The sequence below is a fragment of the Halanaerobium salsuginis genome (genome assembly GCF_900114545.1).
GTDB lineage: Bacteria > Bacillota > Halanaerobiia > Halanaerobiales > Halanaerobiaceae > Halanaerobium > Halanaerobium salsuginis.
This window is the reverse complement of sequence record NZ_FOTI01000026.1, coordinates 1-13,510: the sequence shown is the minus strand read 5'-3', so window position 1 is coordinate 13,510 and position 13,510 is coordinate 1. Positions and strand designations below refer to the sequence as shown.

The 13,510-nt window shown below is 31.0% G+C and carries 13 protein-coding genes; 4 read left to right on the top strand and 9 right to left on the bottom strand.

What is annotated here, in order from left to right; genetic code table 11:
- Positions 1-6 precede the first annotated feature (6 nt).
- The gene (locus tag BMZ74_RS09015) at positions 7-1,167 is read right to left on the bottom strand and encodes an ROK family transcriptional regulator (RefSeq protein WP_089861917.1); all 1,161 of its coding nucleotides are present in this window, start codon (positions 1,165-1,167) and stop codon (positions 7-9) included.
- 175 nt (positions 1,168-1,342) lie between these two features.
- Between BMZ74_RS09015 and BMZ74_RS09010 the strand changes: the two genes are divergently transcribed.
- Positions 1,343-2,020 (top strand): putative metalloprotease CJM1_0395 family protein, encoded by a 678-nt coding sequence (locus tag BMZ74_RS09010; protein WP_089861916.1) that lies wholly within the window; start codon positions 1,343-1,345, stop codon positions 2,018-2,020.
- A 7-nt stretch (positions 2,021-2,027) separates the two neighbouring features.
- On the opposite strand, the gene BMZ74_RS09005 is transcribed toward BMZ74_RS09010, so the two are convergent.
- A complete protein-coding gene (locus tag BMZ74_RS09005) occupies positions 2,028-3,176 on the bottom strand; it encodes an MFS transporter (RefSeq protein ID WP_089861938.1) in 1,149 nt (382 codons plus the stop codon).
- Positions 3,177-3,200: 24 nt separating this feature from the next.
- Positions 3,201-4,496, bottom strand: a complete 1,296-nt coding sequence (gene melA / locus BMZ74_RS09000) for an alpha-glucosidase/alpha-galactosidase (RefSeq protein ID WP_089861915.1) — start codon at positions 4,494-4,496, stop codon at positions 3,201-3,203.
- 137 nt (positions 4,497-4,633) lie between these two features.
- Here melA and BMZ74_RS08995 point away from each other — a divergent pair, with 137 nt between their 5' ends.
- Together BMZ74_RS08995 and BMZ74_RS08990 are read left to right on the top strand one after the other, a co-directional pair.
- Positions 4,634-5,449, top strand: a complete 816-nt coding sequence (locus tag BMZ74_RS08995) for an AraC family transcriptional regulator (RefSeq protein WP_089861914.1) — start codon at positions 4,634-4,636, stop codon at positions 5,447-5,449.
- Positions 5,450-5,538: 89 nt separating this feature from the next.
- Entirely contained in the window at positions 5,539-6,411 is an 873-nt protein-coding gene (locus BMZ74_RS08990) for a DegV family protein (RefSeq protein ID WP_089861913.1), read from the top strand.
- Positions 6,412-6,420: 9 nt separating this feature from the next.
- Here BMZ74_RS08990 and BMZ74_RS08985 read toward each other — a convergent pair whose 3' ends face one another.
- The gene (locus BMZ74_RS08985; RefSeq protein ID WP_089861912.1) at positions 6,421-7,002 is read right to left on the bottom strand and encodes a class I SAM-dependent methyltransferase; all 582 of its coding nucleotides are present in this window, start codon (positions 7,000-7,002) and stop codon (positions 6,421-6,423) included.
- A 479-nt stretch (positions 7,003-7,481) separates the two neighbouring features.
- Between BMZ74_RS08985 and BMZ74_RS08980 the strand changes: the two genes are divergently transcribed.
- Positions 7,482-9,296, top strand: a complete 1,815-nt coding sequence (locus tag BMZ74_RS08980; protein WP_089861911.1) for a heme NO-binding domain-containing protein — start codon at positions 7,482-7,484, stop codon at positions 9,294-9,296.
- Between the two features lie 141 nt (positions 9,297-9,437).
- On the opposite strand, the gene BMZ74_RS08975 is transcribed toward BMZ74_RS08980, so the two are convergent.
- The 5 genes from BMZ74_RS08975 to BMZ74_RS08955 all read right to left on the bottom strand — a co-directional run bounded on the left by BMZ74_RS08975 (position 9,438) and on the right by BMZ74_RS08955 (position 13,235).
- The gene (locus tag BMZ74_RS08975; RefSeq protein WP_089861910.1) at positions 9,438-9,899 is read right to left on the bottom strand and encodes a hypothetical protein; all 462 of its coding nucleotides are present in this window, start codon (positions 9,897-9,899) and stop codon (positions 9,438-9,440) included.
- Positions 9,900-9,934: 35 nt separating this feature from the next.
- Positions 9,935-10,729 carry a fumarylacetoacetate hydrolase family protein gene (locus BMZ74_RS08970; RefSeq protein ID WP_089861909.1) on the bottom strand — a complete coding sequence of 265 codons (795 nt, stop codon included), beginning with the start codon at positions 10,727-10,729 and terminating at the stop codon, positions 9,935-9,937.
- Positions 10,730-10,750: 21 nt separating this feature from the next.
- Positions 10,751-11,539, bottom strand: coding sequence for an inositol monophosphatase family protein (locus BMZ74_RS08965; RefSeq protein WP_089861908.1), 789 nt, complete (start codon positions 11,537-11,539; stop codon positions 10,751-10,753).
- 68 nt (positions 11,540-11,607) lie between these two features.
- The gene (locus tag BMZ74_RS08960; protein WP_245750861.1) at positions 11,608-12,048 is read right to left on the bottom strand and encodes a GNAT family N-acetyltransferase; all 441 of its coding nucleotides are present in this window, start codon (positions 12,046-12,048) and stop codon (positions 11,608-11,610) included.
- Between the two features lie 26 nt (positions 12,049-12,074).
- Positions 12,075-13,235 (bottom strand): putative bifunctional diguanylate cyclase/phosphodiesterase, encoded by a 1,161-nt coding sequence (locus BMZ74_RS08955; protein ID WP_245750860.1) that lies wholly within the window; start codon positions 13,233-13,235, stop codon positions 12,075-12,077.
- Positions 13,236-13,510: the final 275 nt, after the last annotated feature.

The window sequence follows — 13,510 nt, the reverse complement described above, 5'->3', positions numbered from 1 at the left end:
TTATAATTATAATTCAAATTTAAAAAAACTGGTTAAAACTTGCTCAGCAGCACCTACTGCTCCAGCCAAATTTTGATAATAGGGAGTCAAAATCACAAGTTTATCTGCTGCCTGTTCCAGAGCAGCAGCCTTTACTTTTGCTAAAATTTTATCAATAAAAATATTTTCATAATCAGCAAAGAGCCCCCCAATTATTACTGCTTCTGGATTTAGTAAATTTACTAGATCAACAACTGCCCTGGAAAAATATTTAATTGCTTTAGAAATTGCTTTTTCAGCTGCTTTTTCTCCATTTTGATAAGCTGCAATTAAATCAATAAATTTTATTTCTCCTTGTTTAGCTGAAGTCTGTTTTAGTTGATTTAAATAACTTTGTAAAATATTTTCCTGACCAGCTAATGTTTCCAGACAGCCATGTTTGCCACAATGGCAGAGTGGACCTTGATCCGCTATTTTTAAATGTCCAAATTCTCCTGCTGCAAAATTATTTCCGTAGTGAAGTCCTCCTTTAAAAACAAGTGCAGCCCCAATTCCTGAACCTGTGTTAATAAAAGCAAAATCTTTTCTACCCTGCCAGATTTCACTGACAGCCATCATTCTAACATCATTATCTACAAAGATTGGGTAAGAAAATTTATCTTTAAAAAAATGCTTTAAATTAACTTTATCCCAATTAAAATGAGGGGCAAAGATAGAGATTCCCTGCTGTGGATCAACCAGGCCATGAACTCCAAGTCCAATTCCAATAATTTTAGCTGGATTTTTTATTTTACCTTGATATTTTTCAACTAAGCTAAAACTAGGCTTTAAATAAGCCTGGAGTGCAGAATCAGTAATTTTTATAAAATCACGCGCAATAATTTTTGCTTCCAAATTAAGTAAAACTGCTTTTAAATGAGTAATCCCCCATTCAAAACCAATTACATATGCTCCTTCAGGGTTAATTTCCAACAGCATCGGTTTTCTGCCTCCACTTGATTGGCCCTCTTTACTTTCTTGAACTAAATCTGCTTTAATTAATTCTCTTACGATATTAGTCACAGTCGCCCGGGAAATTTCTAATTGATCAGCAATCTGTGCCCGGGAAATTCCTTTTTTGCTTTTAATTAAAAAAAGAATGTTTTTTTGGTTTTGTTTTTTCATATTTTGAAAGCTACCTTTTTTCATTGATTTTAACCCCCACCCTTAGTTAATTAATTAAATTAACTAAGTTTATTATAACACATTTATTTAGCCTGGTAAAGAATAATTTAGTGAAAATTTATTTAATTTTAAAAAGTATAGTATAATTAGAACATAATAATTAGTTATAATAAATAGTAATGAGGTGATAGTAGTGACTATGATTGCTTTAAATAGTCAACCAGTACCTGGATGGACAAATAGCTCTAATATTAAATCTGAATTCAATCCAGAAAATAACTATGGTAAGTCTGCAGATAAGGCAGCTACTACTTTGATAAACTCTGTTAAGAAATCTGCTGATAGCTCTGAAAGTCAGACTAAAAATGATAGCGAATCACAAACTAAAAATAATCCGGCAAAACTTTCTCCCGAAGAAAAATCTAAAGTAAATAAACTTAAACAGCGTGATCGAGAAGTTAGAGCACACGAGATGGCTCATCAGGCAGTTGGGGGGCAGTATGCTGGCTCAGCCTCTTATAGTTATACTACTGGTCCAGATAATAAACGTTATGCTGTCGGAGGTTCTGTTAGTATTGATACTTCTCCAGAAAAAGAGCCTGAGCAAACTATTAAAAAAGCTGAACAAATAAAACGAGCTGCAACTGCGCCAGCCAACCCTTCTTCAGCTGATTTGCAGATAGCAGCCAAAGCAGCTAGAATGGCTATGCAAGCCCGTTCAGAACTTAATCAAGAAAATTCAACTGAAATAGATTCAGCTGCTAATTTCAAAGCTCAGCCTAATAACAAATACTTAATTAATAAACGAGAAAATTCTTATCAAAAACTACTAGCAGCCCGCAATGGTCTGGAAATAAATTCTGGTTTTGCAGCCTGAAATTATACTAACTAAGCTGTTTTAAACGATAAGTCGCTAAAAATGAGATTATTAAAACTAAAATTAAGGCAATAAAACTTGCTTTTAAATTAAAGAAGTCATTTACAAAACCTAATAACCAGTTTGATAGTACGGTCGAACCAATCATACCTGCTGTCTGAGAAAATCCAACTACTTTAATCCCATTTTGCGAAAAACTATCAAAAATAGCAGCCTGAGTGGTTGGTACCTGAACAGCTAAGAATATGCCCGATAGTGGTAATAAAATAGTATAGTTATAGCCACCAATTACTGCAGTATTAATAAATAAGATAGCTGCAGCACAGTTAAAAAGCAAAAAATTATAATACCCAAATTTTTCTACTAATAGACTGGCAATAAACCTTCCTACTGTAAAAGCAATAAAGAATAATGATAAATGAAAACTAACTGCCAGCTCTGATCTTCCCTGAAAATTTTTTAAAAAAGGTGCCAGCCAGGTAACCATAGAAAACTCTACTCCAACTTGTAAAAAAACAATTAAAGCAAATAAAGTAACTCTCCTATTTTGCAGAAGTTTTAAAGTAGAATCCATCTGCTGCTTTCCAGTTTTAACTTCTATCTGCGGCAGACTAACTAACTTAAACTGCCAGCCAATTATAATTACAAAAATAAGACTAAAAAGAAAACTGCTTGACCAGCTAAAACCATTTTTTATTAAAACTGTTACAAAATATGGTGCTGAAATACCTCCAATTCCATAAAATAAATGGAGCAGATTTATCATCTTTCCTCTCTTTTTACTATAAGAAATTGAAACTAAATTTACTGCCGAAATGTTAAGGATTGTTAGACCAATTCCAATCAAAGTAAATGCTAATATCAACAAATAATAGCTATTTATCCAGAAGAATAATGATAGAGCAATAAAATTTGTCACTAATCCACCTAAAAGTAATCTAACTAAACCAAATCTTTCTATTAATTTACCTGTAAAAAAGAAAACCACCATTGAGCCAATTGAAAAAAAAGAAAACAAAAAGCCTAATTTACTATAACTTAAACTATATTGTTCAATTATAAAGGGACCAATTTGGCCCCTTAAATTATTGACAACTCCGTTCATCAGCATAATTGTAAATGCCATAATTAATAACTTATTGCGATTTTTTTGCAAAAATGCCACCATATCACTCCCAATTTATTTATATTTGGGCAACCAATCTCCATGGGCCTCTATCAAATCATCGCATAAATTAATAATTTCGTCAATAGTTAATTCTGCTGAAGTATGAGGATCTAACATTGCTGCCTGATAAATATAATCTTTTTTTCTAGTTAAAGCAGCTTTAATTGTTAGCAATTGAGTATTAATATTTGTTCTATTTAAAGCAGCTAATTGTTCAGGTAGTTCTCCTACATAGCAGGGAGAAACACCGCTGCTATCAATTAAGCAAGGTACCTCAACAACTGCTTTAGCTGGCAAATTAGTAATTAATCCTTTATTTAAAACATTTCCACCAATTTTATAAGGATTATTAGTTTCCATTGCTTCTAATATATAAGAAGCATATTCTTTTGTTCTCTGGTGTTCAATCTGTTCATTTTTAACAAGTTCATCTCTCATTTCGCTCCAATCAGCCAGCTGTTTTTCACAGCGACGAGGATATTCATCAAGAGGAATCTGAAATTTTTCTATTAGTTCAGGATATTTTTCTTTTATAAAATAAGGTAAGTATTCTGCATTATGTTCGCTAGATTCTGTTACATAATAACCAAATTGTTTCATAATTTCATAACGTACCAAATCAGAATGAGGCTCTGTACGATTAAAAGCCTTCTTTTTAATTTCTGGATAAAGGTCTTTGCCATCTCTTGTGATTTCCAAAAGCCATGCCATATGATTAATTCCAGCAATTTTATATTGAATATTATCAGTGCTCATATCAAGTGGTTCTAATAAATTTTGATGACAAACCTGTACACTATGACATAAGCCAACTGTCTTTACTCCAGTTGCCCGGAGCATTGCACCGGTTAAAATTGCCATAGGATTAGTATAATTCAAAAACCAGGCTTCTGGTGCTACTGTTTCTATTTTTTTTGCAAATTCAAGCAATACAGGAATTGTTCGCAAGGCTCTAAAGATACCTCCAATCCCTAGCGTATCAGCGATAGTTTGTCGTAAACCATATTTCTTAGGAATCTCAAAATCAATTACTGTCGAAGGTCGATATCCACCCACCTGGATCGCATTAATTATATAATCAGCTCCATTTAAAGCTTTTTTCAATTCATGATAGCTTCTAATTCTAGCTTGATTACCATAATTTCTATTAATATTTTCTAGCATCATTGCTGAATCCTTAAGCCGCTGTTGATCAATATCATATAAAGCAAATTCTGCTTCCTGTAATGCAGGTGTTAGAATACAATCTCCTAAAACATTTTTGGCAAAAACAGTACTCCCAGCTCCTAAAAAAGTAATTTTCAACATTTTATCTCTCCTTTTATCTCAAATTTGTAATTTAATTATATCCATAGTAATATATAAATATAAATGATTTTATGTAAGTTTAGCATAGTCTAATGTTGGATTTGACTATTTAAATTAAATGAAGAAAGGAACTTAAAATGGCTGTTGAAAATGATCTACAAATTAATCGTCTTAATTTAACTGATCTTGATATTCATATTTGTGGTTCCCAAAAATGTCCACCAGAACACAGCTATGGCCCAGCAATTAGAGATTATTTTTTAGTCCATTATATTCATCAGGGTAAAGGTTTTTTTTCATTTAATAAAAAAAAAATTTATTTACAAAAAGGACAGGGATTTGTAATCTGGCCAGAAATAATTTCTTATTATCAAGCAGATAAAAAAACCCCCTGGCAATATTCCTGGATTGGTTTTAATGGTCTCAAAGCAGAAAAAAATCTTAATTTGGCAGGAATTAGCCCGGAACAACCATTTTTTACAGTTAATAATCCTGCTCAAATCTCTCAGCTTTTCTGGAAAATGACAGAAACAGGAAATTTAAAAAAATCAAAAGAAATTAAACTTACTGGACTGCTCTATTTATTTTTTGCTGAGCTAATTGAAAATAATGCTAAAACTGTTCGAAATAATGAACAAGAATTTAAATACAATTATTTAAAAGTTGCTCTAAATTATATTGACCGTAATTATTCAAGTCCAGATCTAAAAATAACTGATATTGCAGCCTATGTTGGTTTAAATAGATCTTATCTCTGGGAAATTTTTAATCAATTATTAGAAAAGTCTCCACAGCAATATTTAATAGAATTTAGAATAAGAAAAGCAGCTTTTTTATTAAAAAACTATCATTTAACTGTTAAAACAGCTGCAATTAGTGTTGGCTATAAAGATCAATATTCTTTTTCTAAAATCTTCAAAAAAATAATGGGCTGTTCTCCCAGTAAATATTAAATTGGACAGCAAAAAATTTAAGTGCTAAAATTAACTATAGCTTTTACAAATAACTTAATAGCTTATAATAATTATGAAGGGAGTAGTTTATGAGTATTGGAATTGTAACAGATAGTACCTGTGACTTAGACACAGAACTAATTAGTAAATATCAAATAGAAGTAGTACCTCTTTCAGTCCACTTCGGAGAGGAAATTTATCAAGATGGCATAGATATTAATGCAGATAGCTTTTTTTCTTTGTTAAAAAATTCAACAAAACTACCACATACTTCTCGACCTGCACCTAATTTATTTATTCAAAAATATAAAAACTTACTTAAAAAACATGAGCAAATAATTTCAATCCATGTTGCAAAAGCTCTCAGTGGTACCTTTGAATCAGCCAAACTTGCTGCTGCAGAATTCCCTGTTGGGAAAATTACAGTAGTAGACAGTGCAACTATTTCACTTGGATTAGGTATGTTAGTAAATCTGGCAGCTGAATTAAGTTTTCAAAATAAATCGGCTCCAGAAATAGTTGCACTGCTGAAAAAAGCACGCCAAAATCTTTTTCTCTATTTTACAGTTAAAGATCTAACTTATATGGAAAAGGGAGGCAGAATTGGTAAGGCAAGTTCTTTTTTAGGGTCAATCTTTAAGATAAATCCAGTAATTTCAATTAACTCTGAGAATGGTAAAGTAGAGCCAGTTGCTAAGGCAAGAGGGGAAAGAAGGGCCATGGATAAAATTATTAAACTTGTTTTAAATAAAATAGAAAATGAGCAAAATATCTGGCTGGGCTTTGCCCACGGTAGAAGAGAAAATGATCTAAATAAAACTAAGAATAAACTATTAAGCAAAATAAAACAAAATAAAGAAATAAAATTATTTAATAGTCGGATCAGTCCTACCCTGGGCTGCCATGTTGGCCCAACAGTCTACGCAGTTCTTGGTTTAAGTGGTGATTTTTTAAGCAAATAGATTTTAAATTTATTTTTTTAATCCTGTCATTAAGTAGATTTCTGAGCTGAGTTCTTCAGTTTCTAAATCAGTAATATTATTATCTTTTAGAAGCTCTTTTAATTCTGATCTAGCAACTCTATGAGAAGCTGGTGGACCTGCTTTATCATCAACATCAGCTTGCCATTCAATAAAAATTACCCGTGCTCCTGTTTTAAGAAATCTAAAATAGTTCTCTAAAAAAATAAATTTATTATCTACCTCATGCAACATATAAGAAAATAGCATTAGATCAGCCGGCTGACGCAAGTTAGCATCATTTTCCTGGCTCTTTATTATTTCTATTCTATTCGATAAATCCAGCTGTTGAGCTCTATATTTTAAATCAAGCAGCATCTTAATTTCTACATCAACAGCATAAACAAAACCTGTTCTGCCAACAATCTTTGCTGCTGGTATAGCAAAAGCACCATTTCCAGCACCAACATCAATAAATATATCTCCTGCTTGTAAATTAAATCTTTTCAATAAATTAAAAGGCTGCAGAATTTCTAACCTTGATTTAGCTAATAATTTAGCTCTCTTAGCTGGATTAAATTTATGATCAGTCATCTTCTCAACTCCTATCTAAATAAAAGTTATTGTAAGTTTACTATTTATGCCTGCTCAAATGATTAATTTATTTAATTATAAAACAAAATTAAGTTTAATTAAGTAAAAAACCATACATTTAAACTAAGTAATCAAAAAATCAGAAACTAAAAAAAAGCAGAAACGGCTGTTAAACAGCCGCATCTGCCACCCCAGCGAGTAAACAAATACATTAATATTTTTCCGTTAGTTATATAATGACAGATCAAGGTTACAAACAGATTGCAAATATGTTAATTAAATGTAAATTTAAATATCTAATCTTTATTAAAATTAAATATATAAAAGCTAAATTAAGCAGGTATTAAAGCAGTTATCAAGAATTAAATTATATGATTAAAAAATAATCAAAAATATTTATACTGAAACTTATAAAGTTATTAATTTTATAAGTTTTATAGTTGAGCAATTATAAATTTTAATAAAATGGGGGTAAATTTATGAAAGGAACAGTTGTTTCAACCTGGTTAAAAACTCTTAGCAAGAGTTATGGTGATGATGTAGTCGAAAGAGCTAAAAAGAAAGCTGGTTTTAAAGAGGACCTTATTATAACTCCAATGACAACTATTGAAGATCAGAAAACAAAAGATCTCATGAAATTTATTGGACAAGATATTCACAAAAAGCCAGCTAAAATTTGGTATGATATGGGTGAAAAAAATATTGAAACTTTTTCAAACTGGTTTCCATCTTATTTTAGCAATCGTACCTTGAAAAATTTTTTAATGTTGATGGACACAGTTCATTCTCAATTAACAGAAATGCTGCCTGGTACAAATCCGCCACGCTTAATAGCAGAAGAAATAAATGATCATAAAATAAAAATGACCTATAAATCAAAGCGAGGCATGTTTGACTATTTCCTAGGACTATTATCTGGTAGTTCCAGCTTTTTTAAAACACCAATTAAAGTTGAAGAAATAGATCGTGGAACTGATAGCGATGGTGAACAATATCTAATTATACATATTGAATTTGAAAAATCATTTCGTTCAGAAAAAAATTATTTATTTTCTCGCCTTTTGAGTTTTGGTATCTTTAAAAGTATACCAGCCAAACTAAGTGTAACAACTTTTATCTTAACGACTGCTCTTCTCTTTTTGCCACAGTTTTCTGATGGTTGGCAACTAAATCTAGCTGCTGGTTTTTCTCTGGCAGTTATTATGTTTATTATAAGTAAATTGTTAGTCTCTCCTTTAAAGACAGTTGATCATGAGTTAGATAAAATTGGCAAATTAAATCTGGATGATGAAAATAGACTGCAGACAGCTGATGATTTTGAAAATTTATTTAATAAATTAAGGAAGATTAAATCTGCTTTAAGAGAAGACATCTTACTACTTAAAGGTGGTACAGATGATATGTATAATTTTACTGAGGATTTTGTGAAATTAGCTGAAGACATGGAAAAAGTATCAGAAAGTATTGCCACAGTAGTTGATGAAGTAGCTCAGGGAGCTCAGGCTCAAGCACATGAAACAGAGGAATCTACTTATATTGTTAATCAAAATGTAGAAGAAATTCAGACATTGGTTAATGCTGGTAAAGATAGTCGCGATAATTTAAAACAAGCTGTTGGTAACATTCGAAACTCAACGCAAGCTGTAGTTGAAGTCAACCAGCGAATAAGCGGAGTTAGATCTGCTTTTGCTAATGTTAATCAACTGGGAAAACAGTTATCCGAAAAAATAGTTACTATTATGGAAATAGTTGATACTGTTGAAGATATAGCAGGTCAGACTAATTTATTATCTTTAAATGCATCTATCGAAGCTGCTCGTTCTTCTGATAATGGGCGTGGCTTTACAGTAGTTGCAGAAGAAGTAAGAGAACTGGCCGAAGAATCTCAATTAGCAGTTGAAACAATTCGTAAAAATCTAGGAGAATTTACTGAACATGTTGAAAATTTAAGCTCAAATATTAGCGAACAATTTACTAATCTAGAAGCTAGCAATCAGGCTTTAGAAGATGTAGCTAATTCAAGTAATAATGCTACCAATGATATTGAAAAAGCTACTGACCAGGTAGTTGATATTGTAAATAGATTAAACACTGAAACTGAGAAAATCAAAGAAGTTATTGCTAACTTTAATAATCTGGCAGCTATTGCAGAAGAAAATTCTGCTTCTAGTCAGGAAATGAGTGCCAGTGTTAATAGTTATTCTGAAAAAATCAAAGATATGACTGGCTATATAGAACAAATGGAAGATTTAACTGAAAACTTCCGGGATAGCCTTAAAAATTATAATGTTTAAACTCTTTTAGCAGCTCTAGTTTTTAAGTCAGGCCATTATTATTAAATAACTGAATAAAAAAAGCCGCTTCTGAAGAGTATTATCTTCTAATCAGAGCGGTTTTTTCATATTTATTTAATAATAATTAAGTTTAAAAATTTATTATTTTAAACTCGCCTGTAAGACTTCTTCCCAGACAGAAAGATTATCAAGTAAAAGTGCAGCTGAATCTAATTCTCCCTGCTGATTAAAAAAATCAATCTTTAATAGTTCTTTATTTTTACCTCTTTTTTTACCCAGAAAAGAATTAACTCTTTCTATACTTTCTATATTTGTTAGAGGAATAATTAATTCAGACTTAGGCAGCCATTTTAAAAAATGAATTTCTTCTGCTGTTAAGAGTAAAGAACCATTACCTCTAATTTGAGTTAATCCTGTACTGCTAAGACCAAAAAAATTAACTTTTTTACTAAAATAAATAATTCGATCTTTATGGTAATTTCCAAATAGTTCTTCTGCTCTTCTTTGCTGAATAGAATTATAAATGCTTTTAATTAAGTAAAAAAGAACAACTAAGAGAATAGGGATTATTAAACTTACTGTTTTAGAATTAAAAAAATTCATAACTACCTCCCTAAAGAGTAAAATTTATATATAAACTAATTAGTTTCACTGACAACTTTATTTTTCAAACTACCAATACCAGCAATTTTTATCTCTATCTCATCACCTGCAGTTAAAAAAACCTGCTTTTCTCTAGCAAATCCTACTCCTTCAGGTGTTCCAGTTAAGATTACAGTTCCTGGTAATAAGGTCATATTATGTGATAGATAACTAACTAATTGTTCAATATTAAAAATCAGATCAGAAGTATTCGACTTCTGCATGACTTTTCCGTTTAAAATAGACTTAATTTCACAATTCATTCCATCAAGTTCTGTTTCAATCCAGGGACCAAGCGGACAGAAAGTATCAAATGATTTCCCACGTGCCCACTGTTTATCTAATTTCTTTTGGCAATCACGCGCGCTAACATCATTAGCACAAGTATATCCTAAAATATAATCACTTACTTCAACAGTTTCAATATTTTTAGCCGGACGAGAAATTATTACAGCCAGTTCAGCTTCAAAATCAACTTCATCAGGAGCAAGTTTAGGTAAAATAATCTCTGAATCAGGATTAGTAATACTGCTGGTAGCCTTTATAAAAATAACTGGTCTTTCAGGAATTTGAGCACCTGTTTCTAAAGCATGTTGACGATAATTAAGCCCGATTGCTATAATATTAGGTGGCATAATAGGAGCTAGCAATTTAACATTTTTCAATTCAGCTACTGCTGGACCAGCAGAAAAATCATCAAAAAGATCACCCTGCAGTTCAAATATTTTGCTTGATTTAAGAATGCCATATTTTATTTCATCAGTTTGATTTTGATAACGTATTATTTTCATGATCTACTCCTCTGCTATTTTTTAGCTAAAATTATAAATATCATTAATAGTTGATTTTATCTGTCTAACCAAATTTTTATTGCCAGCTATCAATAGTAAGTTGTCATCTAGGCTGGTTTTAAATACTTCTCCGCCAGCTTCTCTAACCAGCAGCTCACCAGCAGCATAATCCCACTCACTTAATTTAAATTCCCAATAAGCATCTATTTTACCTGCTGCAACTGCTGTTAAGTCAAAAGCAGCACTCCCAGAACGTCTGATACCTCTAAGTTTTTTTAGCAACTTATTAAAAGGAGCCAAATTATCTAATTGAGAACTATCCTTATCATAGGGAAATCCGGTTGCAATTAAAGCTTGATTTAAGGCTATTTTATCTGTAACCTTAAGCGGCTGCTGTTTATTAAAACTACCCTGTCCTCGAATAACTGAATATAATTGATCTAACTCTGGTAAATAAATAACCCCTAACAAATAATCACACTTATCCCTCAGGGCAATAGAAACCGCATAAATGGGATAAGAATTAGCATAATTATTCGTTCCGTCAAGAGGATCAATAACCCAGGTATAATCACTTTTCTGATCTTCATATTCAATTTCTTCACCTAAAATATTATGTTCTGGAAATCTTTGTTTAATTTCTGCCCTAATCATTTTTTCACTTAATAAGTCAACTTCTGTAACTAGATCAGTTTCAGTACTTTTAGTACTAACTTTAAATTTATTTTCTTTTAGTTTTTTTTGCTGTATATTACCAACCTTAACAGCCCAATTTTCCGCAAATACAAGTGCTTTTTCTAAATCTAGCAGTTTTTAGTCACCTCCTGAAGTAAAAACTTTTATTCGACTAATTTTATTCTATCAAAAAGATTTTTTATTTACAATTCAAGCTGCATTTCATAATGTGGTATGCCATCTTCAAGATAACGATCAGAAACTTGTTGGAAACCTAATTGGCGATAAAGATTTAGTACATATTCCTGAGCCGATAATTTAATTTTATTTGCCTGCAGCTCTGTTTTAATAAAGTTAATTGCTTCTGTTAACATTTTACTGGCAATTTTCTGTTTGCGATATTCTGCCTTAACTAAAACTCGCCCAATTACAGGCTGATTATAAACAAGTCCAGCTGGAATAATTCTAAGATAACTAATTATTTCCCCTGATTTTTTATTTAATAAATGATAAGCTTGTTGATCAAGATTATCACAATCAGCATAAGGACAATTTTGCTCTACTACAAATACATTAATTCGATTCACAATAATTTCATACAACTCAGCTTTACTTAACTGTTCAAATTTCTTTATACTTATCAATCTAATTCTCCTTTCTTTGATTAAATCTAAAAATATTTTTCAATTTCAAAAGCAGGTTTTGGAGGAGTATAATAAAATCCCTGATAATATTTACAGTTATTTTCAATTAAAAATTCCAATTCACTTGCGGTTTCTACTCCTTCTGCCACTACCTGAAGCCCTAAATTACTTCCCATCATAATTATTGTACGAACAATATTCAAATTACTTTGATCATGGACAAATGATTTATCAATTTTTAATTTATCAAGGGCAAATCTATTTAAATACTCTAAAGAAGAATAACCTGTTCCAAAGTCATCAATTGAAATTTTAACCCCTAAAAACTTTAACTTATTAAGCACTTCAACTGTATATTCAACATCTTTAATTACAGTTCTTTCTGTTATTTCCAACTCTAATTTAGAGGGAGAAACATTATATTTATTTAAAAGTTCTTTAACTTTTAAAACAAATTTATCCTGCTGAAACTGCTGGGGAGCTATATTAACAGCTATAGTCAAATTATTAAAGCCTTTATTTTCCCATTTTTTTAACTGTTTTAATGACTCATGTAATACCCAATCACCAATTTCTAAAATCATCCCGGTATCTTCTGCTAGTGGGATAAATTGCCCTGGAGAAATCATCCCTTCGGCTGGATGATACCAGCGAATTAAAGCTTCAACTGCTACAATATTATTATTCTTTGTTTCTAACTGCGGCTGGTAAAAAAGAATAAATTCTTGTTTGCTAATAGCTCGTCTTAATTTACTTTCTAAGTTAAGCCTGCCAGATAATTGGCCTAACATACTATCCTGATAAAATTTAATACTATTCTTTTCATCAACAAATAGCAGAGCTAAACGTGACTTTCTAATTAATTCTTGACAATTTTCTCTTTCTCGGGCTACAATTCCAATTTTAATTTTTAAATAAACTAAATTATTTTCTATTTCATAAGGTAAAGAAAGATTATTAATAATTTGACTGGCAAACTCTTTAACTGTTTCTCTATCTTTCTGTGAAACAAAATAAAAAATGAATTCATCATTTTTACGGGCAATTACAAAGTCTTCAGCTAAACTTTTACGTAAACGTTGATAAACTTCTTTGATAATAATATTACCCTTTTGATAACCATAATTACTATTTATAATAGTTAAATTATCTGTACTTAAAGTAAATAAATAAAGGTTTGCCCCCAAAAAGACTAAATAAATTTCATTAATAACCAAATAATAACAATAAGTTTTTCTTTTATCATCCTCAAATTAATCAGATTAATCTCTCATAACCCTTTAGATGACGGGCTTTCTTTGATATAATTAACTTAAGGAATCAAAGAAAGGATGATAGAATGTTTGTTCCCAACAGTCACCAGCAGTTAAGTCTTTACGATTCATTTAAAGATTTGCCCAAATATCTACAGGAATATCTTTTAGATTCCTGGGCTGATACTTTTCAGGAAATTATCTTTCCT